The organism is Paraburkholderia guartelaensis (assembly GCF_004353905.1).
Classification (GTDB): Bacteria; Pseudomonadota; Gammaproteobacteria; order Burkholderiales; family Burkholderiaceae; genus Paraburkholderia; species Paraburkholderia guartelaensis.
Genome location: NZ_SMOD01000011.1, coordinates 171,356 through 184,323, shown reverse-complemented (window position 1 = coordinate 184,323; position 12,968 = coordinate 171,356). Strand labels below are relative to the sequence as shown.

15 protein-coding genes are annotated in these 12,968 nt (G+C 63.7%); 4 read left to right on the top strand and 11 right to left on the bottom strand.

Translation table 11 applies throughout. From position 1 onward, the window contains the following. The first annotated feature begins 84 nt into the window (after positions 1 to 84). From E1N52_RS16765 to E1N52_RS16755, 3 genes are all read left to right on the top strand, one after another. On the top strand, positions 85 to 1,071 hold the full coding sequence (locus tag E1N52_RS16765) for a TerC family protein (RefSeq protein ID WP_133183866.1): 987 nt from the start codon (positions 85 to 87) through the stop codon (positions 1,069 to 1,071). Positions 1,072 to 1,138: 67 nt separating this feature from the next. Beyond that, positions 1,139 to 1,513: a TFIIB-type zinc ribbon-containing protein gene (locus E1N52_RS16760; RefSeq protein WP_425468075.1), complete on the top strand. Its 375-nt coding sequence runs from the start codon at positions 1,139 to 1,141 to the stop codon at positions 1,511 to 1,513. A gap of 55 nt (positions 1,514 to 1,568) precedes the next feature. After that, the gene (locus E1N52_RS16755; RefSeq protein ID WP_035512506.1) at positions 1,569 to 1,976 is read left to right on the top strand and encodes a tellurite resistance TerB family protein; all 408 of its coding nucleotides are present in this window, start codon (positions 1,569 to 1,571) and stop codon (positions 1,974 to 1,976) included. A 121-nt stretch (positions 1,977 to 2,097) separates the two neighbouring features. Here the strand turns inward: E1N52_RS16755 and E1N52_RS16750 are convergent, their stop codons facing one another. The 4 genes from E1N52_RS16750 to E1N52_RS16735 form a co-directional block, all read right to left on the bottom strand. After that, positions 2,098 to 2,754, bottom strand: a complete 657-nt coding sequence (locus E1N52_RS16750; protein WP_133183865.1) for a response regulator transcription factor — start codon at positions 2,752 to 2,754, stop codon at positions 2,098 to 2,100. Positions 2,755 to 2,825: 71 nt separating this feature from the next. Beyond that, positions 2,826 to 4,178: a sensor histidine kinase gene (locus E1N52_RS16745; RefSeq protein WP_133183864.1), complete on the bottom strand. Its 1,353-nt coding sequence runs from the start codon at positions 4,176 to 4,178 to the stop codon at positions 2,826 to 2,828. Positions 4,179 to 4,252: 74 nt separating this feature from the next. Further along, entirely contained in the window at positions 4,253 to 4,738 is a 486-nt protein-coding gene (locus tag E1N52_RS16740) for a hypothetical protein (RefSeq protein WP_133183863.1), read from the bottom strand. Between the two features lie 233 nt (positions 4,739 to 4,971). Further along, the gene (locus E1N52_RS16735; protein ID WP_133183862.1) at positions 4,972 to 5,820 is read right to left on the bottom strand and encodes an alpha/beta fold hydrolase; all 849 of its coding nucleotides are present in this window, start codon (positions 5,818 to 5,820) and stop codon (positions 4,972 to 4,974) included. Between the two features lie 163 nt (positions 5,821 to 5,983). On the opposite strand from E1N52_RS16735, the gene E1N52_RS16730 reads away from it, so the two are divergent. Beyond that, on the top strand, positions 5,984 to 6,448 hold the full coding sequence (locus E1N52_RS16730) for a VOC family protein (protein ID WP_133183861.1): 465 nt from the start codon (positions 5,984 to 5,986) through the stop codon (positions 6,446 to 6,448). 116 nt (positions 6,449 to 6,564) lie between these two features. Here the strand turns inward: E1N52_RS16730 and gltA are convergent, their stop codons facing one another. The 7 genes from gltA to E1N52_RS16695 form a co-directional block, all read right to left on the bottom strand. Beyond that, entirely contained in the window at positions 6,565 to 7,866 is a 1,302-nt protein-coding gene (gene gltA, locus E1N52_RS16725) for a citrate synthase (protein WP_133183860.1), read from the bottom strand. A 79-nt stretch (positions 7,867 to 7,945) separates the two neighbouring features. After that, a complete protein-coding gene (locus E1N52_RS16720) occupies positions 7,946 to 8,212 on the bottom strand; it encodes an FAD assembly factor SdhE (protein ID WP_133183859.1) in 267 nt (88 codons plus the stop codon). A 15-nt stretch (positions 8,213 to 8,227) separates the two neighbouring features. Continuing rightward, positions 8,228 to 8,929, bottom strand: a complete 702-nt coding sequence (locus tag E1N52_RS16715) for a succinate dehydrogenase iron-sulfur subunit (protein ID WP_133183858.1) — start codon at positions 8,927 to 8,929, stop codon at positions 8,228 to 8,230. Between the two features lie 28 nt (positions 8,930 to 8,957). Next, on the bottom strand, positions 8,958 to 10,733 hold the full coding sequence (gene sdhA / locus E1N52_RS16710; protein ID WP_133183857.1) for a succinate dehydrogenase flavoprotein subunit: 1,776 nt from the start codon (positions 10,731 to 10,733) through the stop codon (positions 8,958 to 8,960). A 4-nt stretch (positions 10,734 to 10,737) separates the two neighbouring features. Continuing rightward, entirely contained in the window at positions 10,738 to 11,106 is a 369-nt protein-coding gene (sdhD, locus tag E1N52_RS16705) for a succinate dehydrogenase, hydrophobic membrane anchor protein (RefSeq protein WP_133183856.1), read from the bottom strand. Between the two features lie 3 nt (positions 11,107 to 11,109). Then, positions 11,110 to 11,526 carry a succinate dehydrogenase, cytochrome b556 subunit gene (gene sdhC / locus E1N52_RS16700; protein WP_133183855.1) on the bottom strand — a complete coding sequence of 139 codons (417 nt, stop codon included), beginning with the start codon at positions 11,524 to 11,526 and terminating at the stop codon, positions 11,110 to 11,112. A gap of 149 nt (positions 11,527 to 11,675) precedes the next feature. Further along, positions 11,676 to 12,473, bottom strand: a complete 798-nt coding sequence (locus tag E1N52_RS16695; protein WP_133183854.1) for a GntR family transcriptional regulator — start codon at positions 12,471 to 12,473, stop codon at positions 11,676 to 11,678. Between the last annotated feature and the right edge of the window lie 495 nt (positions 12,474 to 12,968).

Genomic DNA, 12,968 nt, shown 5'->3' with positions numbered 1-12,968 from the left:
TGGGCGCCAAGCCCAGTCGGCCGGCTGTGCTCGCAAAAAACGCGCACCAGGGCCACGTTTCACTCTACGTTCAAAGGATCGACCATGCTCGCGCCGATCGCTACGGCCTCCTTCCTCGGTCAGCCCGCGTGGCTCTGGATCGCCTTCCTCGCGGTGGTGATCGTGCTGCTCGTACTCGACCTCGGCGTGCTGCACCGTGACGACCACGAAATCGGCATCCGTGAAAGTCTCTGGCTCTCGCTCGGCTATGTCGCCGTGGGCGTCCTGTTCGGCGGCTTCGTCTGGTGGCAGCTCGGCGCGCAGCCCGCGACCGAATACATCACCGGCTATCTGATCGAAAAGTCGCTGTCGCTCGATAACGTGTTCGTGATCGCGTCGATTTTCGGCGCGCTTGCGGTGCCGCGCCACCTTCAGCATCGCGTGCTGTTCTGGGGCATTGTCGGCGTGCTGGTGCTGCGTGCATTGATGGTCGGGCTCGGCGCCGCGCTCGTCGCGCAGTTCGAGTGGATGCTGTACGTGTTCGGCGTATTTCTCGCCGTGACCGGCGTGAAGATGCTGCTGGGCTCGAAGGAAGAGCCCGGCGTGGACGACAGCGCCCTCTTGCGCTGGCTGCGCCGCAAGCTGCCCGTCACGCCGCAGCACGAGGGCCGCGCGTTCCTCGTGCGGCGGGCGCATCCGCGCACCGGCAAGCCCGCGCTGCTCGCCACGCCGCTCCTCCTCGCGCTCCTGATGATCGAGTTCGCCGACCTGATCTTCGCCGTCGATTCGATCCCGGCGATTTTCTCGATCACGACCGATCCGTTCATCGTCTATACGAGCAACATCTTCGCCGTGCTCGGCCTGCGCGCGCTCTACTTTGCGCTCGCGGCCATGGCGCATCGCTTCCACTACCTCAAGCATGCGCTCGCGCTCGTGCTGGTGTTCATCGGCGCGAAGATCTTTCTGGTGGGCATCATCGGCAAGATTCCCGCGCTATTCAGCCTTGGCGTGACCACCGCGCTGCTCGCGGGCGGCGTGTTGGTGTCGCTCGTCAAGACGCAGAAGCCGAAGGAGACGCTCGGCACGCCCTGAGGCCGAAGCCGACGCAAACGGAGCGCCCCGTGCGCTCCTCATTCTTCGCTCATTTTGCTCTGTCAGGATGGTTTCCATCGAGGCCGCACTGCCCTTCACGCAAGACGGCAAGGGCCTCGATGACCTGTCACTCATCATGGAGCGCATCATGAAATGCCCCAACTGCCCTGACGTCACCCTCTCGCTCACTGAGCGTCAGGGCGTCGAACTCGACTACTGCCCGCAGTGTCGCGGCGTCTGGCTCGATCGCGGCGAACTCGACAAGCTGATCGAACGCAGCGGCAACCGGCACTATCGCAACGAAGACGATGCACAGGCATTCCGCCAGCACGGCCCGAAGCACGGCGCGCAACACGGCGACTATGCCCCGCGCCGCGCTCACGAAAGCTACCGCGGCAATAGCCATCGCCGCAAATCGTGGCTACAGGACATCTTCGACTGAGCCGCTGCTCCGCTTGCCGTTTTATCGACATCACGTTTTTAGAGGATTCCTGACCATGCGTACCTATACCTGCAACAGCCCGCAAGCCGCGGGCCGGATCGTCGCCGTCGCGCTTCTCGCAGACGGCCACCTGAGCAGCGAGGAGCTTGCGGCAGTCCATCGCGCGCGCCTTGCCGACCGGCTCGGCCTCGCGCCCGGTGAATTCGGCGACATCCTCAAGGGCCTGTGCGAAGACTTGCAAACCACTTCGCACCTGAACTGGAGCGATGCGTGCAAGCTCGACTCCGACGTGATGCAGCAGGTGATGCGCGAACTCGACGATCCCGCGCTGCGTGCCGAAGTGCTGAATCTGTGCCATGTGGCCGTGTATTCGGACCGGCACGTGGCCGAAAGCGAAGTCGCGCTGCTCGCCTCGCTTAGTCGCGCATGGCAGAAGGAACCCTGGCAGCGCCTGCTGGCGTAAGTTCGAGCGCGATGCGTGCCTTCCCCCGCGCATCGCGCCACGCGGCGAGCCCCGCGCTCGCCGCAGCTTTTACAGCGCGCAGCTTTTTGCGCGCTTTTTTTATCTTCGATTGTTCCGGCGCTCACACGCACACGGCCCAGCCGAGCCCGCGCACATTGCGGATCACCGCGTGGCCGAACTTGCGGCGCACGCTGTAGATCACGGCATCCACCGCGTTGCTTTCCACTTCCTCGCCCCAGCCATACAGGCGCTCCTCGATTTGCTGACGCGACAGAATCGCGCCTGGCCGCTCGAGCAGCGCGAGCATGAGTGCATATTCGCGCGCGGAGAGATCGTCGGACTGGCCATCGAACGTGAGGCGGCGCGCGTTCATGTCGAGCGTGACGCGGCCGCTGCCCATGGTCGGCGAGGCAAAGCCCGACTTGCGCCGCACCACGGCGCGGATGCGCGCGAGCAGTTCCTTGCTCTCGAATGGCTTCACGAGATAGTCGTCGGCGCCGAGATCGAGGCCTTCCACGCGCGTGTCCACGTCGTCGCGCGCGGTGATGATGAGCACGGGCGTGGCGTCCGCCGACTCGCGCAGCGCGCGCAGCACGTCGAGCCCGCTCATGTCGCCGAGACCCAGGTCGAGAAGCACTGCCGTGTACGAGCCGTCGCGAATGGCGTCGCGACCGCTCTCGCCCGTGCGCACCCAGTCGACGCTGTATGACGCGTCCTTCAACGCTCGCAGCAGCGCTGGGCCGATCAGCAGATCGTCTTCGATCAGCAGAATGCGCATCGTGTCCGTCCTTTGTTTCGCATGCTTCCCTGGATTTTGCCTGACCTGCGTTTGCTAGATCGACGCGACACTCACGCGCGCAGCAACTCGCGCGGTAGTTCGATACGCGCGACGATGCCGCTTTGTCCGTCGCGCCGGTTCGCGAGCGTCACGCACCCGCGATAGCTGCGCGCCACCGCCTGCGCGATGGCGAGGCCGAGGCCGCTGCCGTGCGAGTCATGGTCATTCTGCTGGTCACCCCGCTGACCACCCGCGCGGAAAAACCGGTCGAACACGCGCGGCAAATCGGCTTCGGCAATGCCGGGCCCGTTGTCGGTCACGTCGATGACGACACCTTTGTCCTCGCGGCGCACTGCCACGTCCACGTTCGCGCCGGCGTGGCTATAGCGAATCGCATTGTCCACGAGATTGCGCACGAGCACGCGCATGTCGGTTTCGGTGGCGCGCACCGTCACGTCGTCGAGGCGCGTCACGCCCAGATCGACACCGCGCGCGTCGGCGAGCGGCAGCAGATCGGCCAGCACGTCCGTGACGACTTGCGCGAGCGGCACCTCCGCCAGCACGCGTTGCGTGCTGCCGATCTCAGCGCGCGCCAGGCCGAGGAGTTGCGAAACGAGCGCCCCAGTGCGCACGATGCCGCGGCGCAGTTCCTCGAAGCGCTCCGGGTACTGTTCGGGCGGCGCATTGCGCAGGTTGTCGATCTGCAACTGCATGGCGGAGATCGGCGAGCGCAGTTCGTGCGCGGCATCGGCGATGAACATGCGCTCGGCGTTCACGAGCACGGAAAGGCGCTCGATCATGCGATTGATCGACTCGACGAAGGGACGCAATTCGACGGGCGCCTGCCCCACTTCGAGCGGCTTGAGGTCGTGTAGATCGACCTTCGCCGCGCGCCGCCCGACGCGCTCCAGCGGCCGCAGCGAAACGCGCACCGTCACCGCGATCGTGAGCGCGAGCAGTGGCAGCAGCGCGAGTACCGGCAACAGGCTCCAGAACGCCACGCGCAAGGCGTTGCGATTGCGCATGCTGCGCGATTCGGCGACCTGAATGTATTCGTCGCCGGCGGCGAGCGCGAACACGTCCCAGGACTCGCCGTCGTATTCGACGGACGAGAAACCGCTTTGTGCGCGCGGCAGCGCGATACGCGCGTTGCTCGTGCGGCTCGGAACCGCGCCGTCGTCAGCGGACCAGATCTGCACGACGAAATTGTCGGCGGCGTCGCTGTCGCCGCGCGGCTCGATCGCGCGATGCGGCACGCCAGTCTGAACGTGCGCTGCTGCGTCGCGCAGCGTCGTGTTGAACTCGGCGGCGAGACTGCGCACGACGAGGAAGGTGCCGAGCGCACCTAGCACGCCGACAAGGATCGCGAGCGTGCCGATCGCAATGCTCAAGCGGCGATGCAGGGAATGCGCGGCAAAAAACATGGAGCGTCTCGGGTGGGAAGGCGCGCTCCATCATAAAGGATTCGCCGTGCGCAAATCAGGCCGTGCGGTGTGTTTCAGCGATGAGAGCCCCCGTGCATGCCCCCCGTCCCGCTCCAGACGCCGTCATGACCACCGTGGAAGCCGCCATGAAATCCGCCGTGCATGCCGGGCACCGGATGCATATGCGGGCCGCCCGGAAAGACGTGATCCATGTGATGAAAGTGATGGAAGTGATCGACGAACACGAACGCGCCGCCCACGAACACCGGCGGCCACCAGCCGTACCATGGGCCGGCGTACCAGGTCGTCGCGTCGGTCCATGCTATCGGGTAGACGAGCGTGCCGTCATTACCCTGCACGATCTGCCAGGTGCCGTCGGGCTGCAGGCAGGCGAGACCGCTGATCACCTGCGGCGCGCCGTCGATCTCGGCGGTGCCGGTGACGGTGCGGCAGTCGGGCGGCGGGTAATAGGCTGCGTCCGCGGCCTGCTGCGACGCGACCGGCGTCGTGCAGGCGCCCAGCAGACAGGCCAGCGCAGTGAAGGCGAGAAGTTTGCGCATGATGTCGCCCCTCTCGACGGACCGGCCTCGTGGCGCACGGGCTGTGCGCCTTGGCCGTGAAGACTCCATCGGTACGCCTGGCACGCGGCGCGCGCGTTGGCTCGCACTGGCCGCGTGTCATCTGCAAAACGTGGGGCGCGGGGGCGCTATTCCTTTGCGCCCGGTTTGAGCGGCCAGACCCTGATTACGACTTGTATCCGAGACGTCTATCCGCTAGCTGGCCGTGTCGCGTTTCACGCCTGCCACCGCGTAACGAACGCGCGGATATCGTCGTTCACGCGCGCTGCGTGGTTGAAGTACATGCCATGCGTGCCGCCCTCATACACCTTCAGCACCGCGTTTTCGAGCGCGGCAGCAGTCGGGTGTCCGGTGATCTCGAGCGGCGCCGAGGCATCGCAATCCCCGTGCAGCACGAGCGCCGGCACGTCGATCGCGGCCAGTTCGCGGCGAAAGTCGGTGATCATCTGTACGCGCGATAGTTGCGCCGCGCCGTAGAGCGACGCGTCCAGCATCATGTCGGCCGTCCACTGGATAACCGTGTGCGCCGTACCGGGGCTGAAGTACGCTTCGGCGCGCCGCGAGATCCAGTCGGGAAACGACGTGAGCATCTCTTCGATCGACGCTTCGAAAAGGCTCGGATCGAGCCCACCAGGATTGTCAGCAGTCTTGAGCAAGAAAGGCGTCGATGCCGGCGAGACCAGCACGATGCCCGCCACGCGGCGCGAGCCGTGACGGCTCAAATAACGCACGATCTCACCGCTCGCGAACGAATGGCCGACCAGCGTGACTCGCGCCAAATCTCGGGCGGAGAGCACGGCTTCGAGATCGTCGGCGAGCGTGTCGTAGTCGTAGCCGCGTCCAGGGTCGCTGGAGCGTCCATGCCCGCGCCGGTCGTAGGCCACGCAGCGAAAACCCGCGTCCGCGAGCGGCGCGCATTGGTAGTTCCACATGTCGGCATTGAGCGTCCAGCCCGAGAGGAACACGAGCGGCGCGTCGTCGCCCCAGTCGCGATAGTGCAGCGCGGTATCGTCGTCGATGTGGATGTAGCCGGGTTGGCGGGCGTTGAAGGTGTCGCGTGCCATGGTCGTCGCTCCTTGCGGGTGGGGTGTGCCGATGAGCGACATCGTCGTCGATGCGGTGCGCGCTGACGATTACGTGGGAGGTAAAGGCCGCCCGTGAGCGCGCTGCGCGCAATCGCACCACGCCGGTGCTAGATTCGTCACACATACAGCCCAGGAGACAAGCATGAGCAACACCTCGCCGCGCCCGGCCTTTGGGTCTGCCATCTACTATCGCGACCCGTTCGCCGCGCTCGACTGGCTCGAAAAAGCGTTCGGCTTCACGCGCCAGTTCGTCGTCACGTCCGCGGACGGGAAGCTCGGCCACTCGGAAATGCGCTTTGGCGACGGCTACGTGATGATTTGCGGCGGCTGGCCCGGCATGCCCTACACGAGCCCCGCCGAACTGGAAGGCAAGAACACGCAGTCGGTCCACGTGCAGTTGAAAAGCGGCCTCGACGCGCATTGCGAGCGCGCCCGCGCCGCCGGTGCAAAGATCATCCGCGAGCCAGCGGACCAGTTCTACGGCGACCGCGTCTATGTGGCATGCGACCCCGAAGGCCATGTTTGGAGCTTCGGCGAAACGGTGCGCGAGGTCACGCGCGAGGAGGCGGAAGCGGCGAGCGGGCTGAAGATCGACGGCTGGATTTGAACGCTACCGCGGACTCAAATAGCAAACGCCCCGTCGAGCGATAACCCGTCGGGGCGTTTGCATGAAGGCTTGCACGCGGCGCGCCATCGAGCGCGCCGTGGCCAAAGCGAAACTGCTTAGCGTTGCGAGATCGGCTTCGCTTCGCGCGGCGTTTCGCCGATGAACAGCTGACGCGGACGGCCGATCTTTTGCTCGGGGTCGGCGATCATTTCGTTCCACTGCGCAATCCAGCCCACCGTACGTGCCATCGCGAAGATACACGTGAACATCGAGGTCGGGATGCCCAGCGCGCGCTGCACGATGCCCGAGTAGAAGTCGACGTTCGGGTACAGCTTGCGCGACACGAAGTATTCGTCTTCCAGCGCGATCTTTTCGAGCTGCATGGCGAGCTTGAAGAGCGGATCGTCGTGCAGACCGAGTTCGTTCAGCACTTCGTAGCACGTTTCGCGCATGAGCTTCGCACGCGGGTCGTAGTTCTTGTACACGCGGTGGCCGAAGCCCATCAGCTTCACGCCCGAGTTCTTGTCCTTCACCTGCTTGATGAACTCAGGAATCTTGTCCGGCGAGCCGATTTCTTCCAGCATGTTCAGCGCGGCTTCGTTCGCACCGCCGTGCGCCGGGCCCCACAGACAGGCGATACCAGCGGCGATACACGCGAACGGGTTCGCGCCCGACGAACCAGCCAGACGCACCGTCGAGGTCGAAGCGTTCTGCTCGTGGTCGGCGTGCAGGATCAGGATACGGTCGAGTGCGCGCACGAGCACGTCGTTGACCTTGTACTCTTCGCACGGGTTCGAGAACATCATGCGCATGAAGTTCGCGCTGTACGACAGATTGTTCTGCGGATACACGAACGGCTGGCCGATCGAGTACTTGTACGCCATGGCGACGAGCGTCGGCAGCTTCGCGATCATGCGGATCGCCGAAACTTCACGATGCTTCGGGTTATTGATGTCGAGCGAGTCGTGATAGAACGCCGACAGCGCGCCGACTGCGGCGACCAGAATCGCCATCGGGTGCGCGTCGCGACGGAAGCCGCGGAAGAAGAACTGCATTTGCTCGTGAACCATCGTGTGCTGCGTGACGGTCTTCACGAACTCTTCCTTCTGCGCCGCGTTCGGCAGTTCGCCGCGGTACAGCAGGTAGCAGGTTTCGAGGAAGTCGGCGTTTTGCGCGAGGTTGTCGATCGGGTAGCCGCGGTAGAGCAGCTCGCCCTTGTCCCCGTCGATGTACGTGATCGCTGAGTTGCACGACGCCGTCGACATGAAGCCCGGGTCATACGTGAACTTGCCGGTCTGACCGTACAGTTTGCGGATGTCGATCACATCCGGGCCCATCGTGCCCTTGTAGATCGGCAGTTCGACGCTCGGCGAATTGTCGCTGAACGATAGCGTGGCTTTTACATCAGACGGGGTCATAGCACATCCTCAATCGAAGATAAACACGGGATTCGATAGTTTTGTACGTCGGGCGCGGCGCCTCCATATGCCGCCGCGCTCAGACGTTCCGAAGCAGCTCCAGCACCCGCTTCACGTCCGGGTCGGCAAGGTCGCCTTCTGGTTCCTTGCGCGCGAGCAGCAAGTCCATCAGGTCGTTATCGCTCAGCTCGAGCAAGCGCGTAAGAGCGCCCACGTCGGCGTCGCTGAGATCATGCTCATAGCGCTCGAAAAACCGCTCAAAAATCAGATCATTTTCGAGCAGGCCGCGCCGCGCGCGCCAGCGAAGGCGCGCGCGGCGAAGAGGGTCAGACTGGTGCGATTCCATTTCAGAACAGCAACATCAAACCGCACGGCGGAACATCAGTTCCTTGATCTTGCCGATCGCCTTCGTCGGGTTCAGGCCCTTCGGGCAAACGTCGACGCAGTTCATGATCGTATGGCAACGGAACAGACGGTACGGGTCCTCGAGGTTGTCGAGGCGCTCGCCGGTCGCTTCGTCGCGGCTGTCTGCGATGAAGCGGTAAGCCTGCAGCAGACCTGCCGGGCCGACGAACTTGTCCGGGTTCCACCAGAAGCTCGGGCACGAAGTCGAGCAGCTTGCGCACAGAATACACTCGTACAGGCCATCGAGTTCGTCACGCTGCTCAGGCGACTGCAGACGCTCCTTCTCGGGCGGCGGCGTGTCGTTGATCAGGTACGGCTTGATCGAGTGGTACTGGTTGAAGAACTGCGTGAAGTCGCAGATCAGGTCGCGCACGACGGGCAGGCCCGGCAGCGGACGCAGCACGATCTTCGCCGGCAGGTCGTTCAGGTTCGTCAGGCAGGCGAGACCGTTCTTGCCGTTGATGTTCATGGCGTCCGAACCGCACACGCCTTCACGGCACGAGCGGCGGAACGACAGCGTTTCGTCCAGTTCCTTGAGCTTGACCAGCGCGTCGAGCAGCATGCGCTCGTGCGTGATTTCCAGCTCGTACGATTGCATGCGCGGCGCCGCGTCCTTGTCCGGGTCGTAGCGATAGACTTCAAAAATGCGTTTGGCCATTTCCAATTCCTTTTGACTGGCGTGTGCCTTAGAACGTACGCGCCTTCGGCGGCACGGACTCGACGGTCAGCGGTTGCATGTGGACCGGCTTGTATTCGAGTCGGTCGCCTTCGCTGAACCAGAGCGTATGGCGCAGCCAGTTTTCGTCGTCGCGATGTTCGTAGTCGCTCTGGGCGTGCGCACCACGGCTTTCCTTACGGGCTTCAGCCGAAACCATCGTTGCGCGTGCAACTTCGACCAGGTTCGCCACTTCGAGCGCTTCCACGCGCGCCGTGTTGAACACCTTCGACTTGTCCTTCAGGTGAATGTGCTTCGCGCGCTCAGCGATTTGCGCGATGTCCTTCACACCGTCTTCCAGCAGCTTCGACGTACGGAACACGCCTGCGTGCTTCTGCATCGAGCCGCGGATGTCGTTCGCGACGCTTTGCGCGTACTCGCCCGAGGTCGACTTGTCGAGCTCGGCAAGGCGCGAGAGCGCGAAGTCGGCGGCGTCGGCCGGCAGCGGCTTGTGCTCCTTGAGCTCCTTGACGTGCTTGACGATGTGGTTGCCAGCCGCACGGCCGAACACCACGAGGTCGAGCAGCGAGTTCGTGCCCAGACGGTTTGCGCCGTGCACCGAGACGCACGAGCATTCGCCCACGGCGTAGAAGCCGTTGACGACTTCTTCGTGACCCTTCGGCGTGCCAACGACCTGGCCGTTGATGTTCGTCGGGATGCCGCCCATCTGGTAATGGATGGTCGGCACGACCGGGATCGGCTCCTTGATACAGTCCACGTTCGCGAACTTGAGCGCGATTTCGCGGATCGACGGCAGACGCTTCATGATCGTCTCTGCGCCGATGTGCGAAAGGTCGAGCAGCACGTGGTCCTTGTGCGGACCCACGCCACGGCCTTCCTTGATTTCCTGGTCCATCGAACGCGAAACGAAGTCGCGCGGCGCCAGGTCCTTCAGGGTCGGCGCGTAACGCTCCATGAAGCGCTCGCCGTTCGAGTTACGCAGAATGCCGCCTTCGCCGCGCACGCCTTCCGTGATCAGCACGCCCGCGCCGGCCACGCCGGTCGGGTGGAACTGCCAGAATTCCATGTCCTGCAGCGCGATGCCCGAACGGGCCGCCATGCCAAGGCCGTCACCGGTGTTGATGAACGCGTTGGTCGATGCCGCGAAGATCCGGCCCGCACCGCCCGTGGCGAACAGCGTGGTCTTGCCTTCGAGGATATAGACGTCGCCCGTTTCCATTTCGAGCGCGGTCACGCCGAGCACGTCGCCGTCGGCGTCGCGGATCAGGTCGAGCGCCATCCATTCGACGAAGAACGTGGTCTTCGCCGCGACGTTCTGCTGGTACAGCGTGTGCAGCAGCGCGTGGCCGGTACGGTCAGCAGCAGCACAGGCGCGCTGAACCGGCTTCTCGCCGTAGTTGGCCGTGTGGCCGCCGAACGGGCGCTGGTAGATCGTGCCGTCGGCGTTACGGTCGAACGGCATGCCCATGTGTTCGAGCTCGTACACGGCGTTCGGCGCTTCACGGCACATGAACTCGATCGCGTCCTGGTCGCCGAGCCAGTCGGAGCCCTTGATCGTGTCGTAGAAGTGGTAGTGCCAGTTGTCTTCGCTCATGTTGCCGAGCGAGGCGCCGATGCCGCCCTGCGCCGCCACCGTGTGCGAACGCGTGGGGAACACCTTCGAGAGCACACAAACCGACAGGCCAGCGCGCGCGAGTTGCAGCGAAGCGCGCATCCCCGAGCCGCCAGCACCGACGATGACCACGTCGAACTTGCGACGCGGCAATGAATTCTTGATTGCAGCCATTCTTTTACACTCTCCAGAGAATCTGAGCGGCGTAGCCGAGGCTGCCCAGCAGCCATGCGATCGTGAGGACGTCCAGCGTGATGCGCAGGCCGACCGGCTTGATGTAGTCCATCCAGATGTCACGCACACCGACCCACGCGTGCAGGAACAGCGCGACCAGGGTGACGAACGTGGCGAGCTTCATCCACTGCGCGGCGAAGATCGACGCCCAGCCGTCATACGAGAAGTCGTGCGCGCCGAAGAACAGGACGAGCAGCACGATCGTGTAGATCGCCATGATCACGGCGGTGGCGCGTTGCGCGATCCAGTCGCGAATGCCGTAGTGAGCGCCGACGACAAGGCGCTTCGGACCGATACCGTTATTAGCCGACATTTTTTAGAACGCTCCGAAGAGTTTTGCCGCAAAGGCGATCGTGAGGACCGTGGAGATGATCACGACGACGAGGGAGGTCGACTTGCCTTTTTCCTTGCTCACGAGGCCATGGTTGAAGTCCATGCACAGGTGACGCACGCCAGCGCAGAAGTGAAACAGGAACGCCCATCCGAGGACCAGCACGATGAGCTTGACGATGATGTTGGAGAGGAAGCCCTTGAATACCTCGAAGCTAAGCTCCGAAGTGAGGCTCTGGTCCAACAGGAACAAGATGAAAGGCAGGAACAGGAACAACAGCACACCGCTGATGCGGTGGCCGATCGACACACGGCCGGCCAGAGGCAGGCGGTATGCGAACAATATCTGCCCAAGCCCGATGTTCCGGTATTCCGGCCTCGGTTTTTTTGCGGCTTCTGCCATGCTAGACCCCTACTATGTGTTAACACTAATTCGCAATTTTAGCGCCTTTTCATATCGCGCTGCAGCGAAATCCACGACGGGTAAGGCTGGTGGCGCGCGCAAGCAAAGGCACGTGGGGAGGGCCGCCGCGCCTTTCGCGCGGCCGCCCGTCAACTCAAGTCATTCTGATAGTAGTACCCGGTTGTGACATACCATCCGCGGCGCACCTCGACCGGCCGGTCTCCATAGGTATAGGACACTCGCTCGACCGATAGCAAAGGAAAACCTGCGGGCACCTTGAGAAGATCGGCCACCGTGGGCTCCGCGGCCACGGCGCGGATCTTCTCGGTCGCACGAATCATGCGTGTGCCGAATTCCGCCTCGAACATGGCGTAGAGCGGGCCTTTGTACTCCGCGAGGCGCTCGATCGTCAGCCCGCGGAACACCCCGCCGGGCAGCCAGATCTCGTCGAGCACGGTGCTCTCGCCGTCGAACTGCAGCAGGCGCCGGATCAGCACCACCGGGTCCGAGGGCTTGAGTTCGAGCTGGCGCGCGATCTCGGCGGAAGCGCGCAGGCGCCGGCACTCGAGCAGCTTGCTCACGTGCGGGTGCTCCGCACCGTCATCGGCGAGTAATCTAAGAAAGCGAAACTGGGCACGCTCTTCGTTGTGCGTTGCAACAAACGTGCCCTTGCCCTGGCGGCGCACCAGCAGATTGTCGGCAGCCAGCTCGTCGATCGCCTTGCGCACGGTCCCCTGGCTCACCTTGTAACGGGCGGCCAGTTCGACTTCGCTAGGGATGATTTCGCCGGGCTTCCATTCGCCGGACTCGAGGCTCTGCGTGATGAGCCCCTTGATCTGCTGGTACAGCGGACTGAAGGTCGGGGACGGCGGAACCGCGGGCGCAGACGCTTGAGCCCCGCTCTCGGGAGCGGTGGAATTCGCGTTGCTGGCCGGGTTTGCACTCATGGCGCGCATTTCAACATAAACCCCCCTACGCATCAAGCATTTTGCCTGCAATAGTTATGTCTTATATAAGACATAAGATACTGTTGACTTTGACCCTCACGACTCCTACACTCCCGATCGAGCAAGGGTTTGCGGGCGGCCTGCATGCTAATTTCAGGACATGAAACCAGCATGACGAAGAGGCGCCGCCGGCTGCATCCACCTCGTGGCGAATGCGCCGCGAGCCGCCTTGCACGATGCTGTTCCCTCATGCAGTAAACGCAGTAGAGGTTTCGATCCGCCCAGCCGGTGCGCGTCAGTCGTTGCGCGCCGCGCGTCTGTGGGAGAGCCCAAGCGAGCTGTTGCAGGAGTCGGCACACGCGAAGCGGCCAGCGTCTGGCGTTCCTCGAAGGGCGCCCCGTTCACCTCTTGCCATGTTGCACAGGTTACCGGCACGGCGGTCCGTGCCGGCGGCGCACGCTTCACGGCTTGTCAGTCATGGTTGTTCCAGTGAAG

What these genes read in the sequence shown, in the direction of transcription:
- E1N52_RS16765 (WP_133183866.1), top strand. Translation starts at nt 85, where the DNA reads ATGCTCGCGCCGATCGCTACGGCCTCCTTCCTCGGTCAGCCCGCGTGG.
- E1N52_RS16760 (WP_425468075.1), top strand. Translation starts at nt 1,139, where the DNA reads ATGGTTTCCATCGAGGCCGCACTGCCCTTCACGCAAGACGGCAAGGGC.
- E1N52_RS16755 (WP_035512506.1), top strand. Translation starts at nt 1,569, where the DNA reads ATGCGTACCTATACCTGCAACAGCCCGCAAGCCGCGGGCCGGATCGTC.
- E1N52_RS16750 (WP_133183865.1), bottom strand. Translation starts at nt 2,754, where the DNA reads ATGCGCATTCTGCTGATCGAAGACGATCTGCTGATCGGCCCAGCGCTG.
- E1N52_RS16745 (WP_133183864.1), bottom strand. Translation starts at nt 4,178, where the DNA reads ATGTTTTTTGCCGCGCATTCCCTGCATCGCCGCTTGAGCATTGCGATC.
- E1N52_RS16740 (WP_133183863.1), bottom strand. Translation starts at nt 4,738, where the DNA reads ATGCGCAAACTTCTCGCCTTCACTGCGCTGGCCTGTCTGCTGGGCGCC.
- E1N52_RS16735 (WP_133183862.1), bottom strand. Translation starts at nt 5,820, where the DNA reads ATGGCACGCGACACCTTCAACGCCCGCCAACCCGGCTACATCCACATC.
- E1N52_RS16730 (WP_133183861.1), top strand. Translation starts at nt 5,984, where the DNA reads ATGAGCAACACCTCGCCGCGCCCGGCCTTTGGGTCTGCCATCTACTAT.
- gltA (WP_133183860.1), bottom strand. Translation starts at nt 7,866, where the DNA reads ATGACCCCGTCTGATGTAAAAGCCACGCTATCGTTCAGCGACAATTCG.
- E1N52_RS16720 (WP_133183859.1), bottom strand. Translation starts at nt 8,212, where the DNA reads ATGGAATCGCACCAGTCTGACCCTCTTCGCCGCGCGCGCCTTCGCTGG.
- E1N52_RS16715 (WP_133183858.1), bottom strand. Translation starts at nt 8,929, where the DNA reads ATGGCCAAACGCATTTTTGAAGTCTATCGCTACGACCCGGACAAGGAC.
- sdhA (WP_133183857.1), bottom strand. Translation starts at nt 10,733, where the DNA reads ATGGCTGCAATCAAGAATTCATTGCCGCGTCGCAAGTTCGACGTGGTC.
- sdhD (WP_133183856.1), bottom strand. Translation starts at nt 11,106, where the DNA reads ATGTCGGCTAATAACGGTATCGGTCCGAAGCGCCTTGTCGTCGGCGCT.
- sdhC (WP_133183855.1), bottom strand. Translation starts at nt 11,526, where the DNA reads ATGGCAGAAGCCGCAAAAAAACCGAGGCCGGAATACCGGAACATCGGG.
- E1N52_RS16695 (WP_133183854.1), bottom strand. Translation starts at nt 12,473, where the DNA reads ATGAGTGCAAACCCGGCCAGCAACGCGAATTCCACCGCTCCCGAGAGC.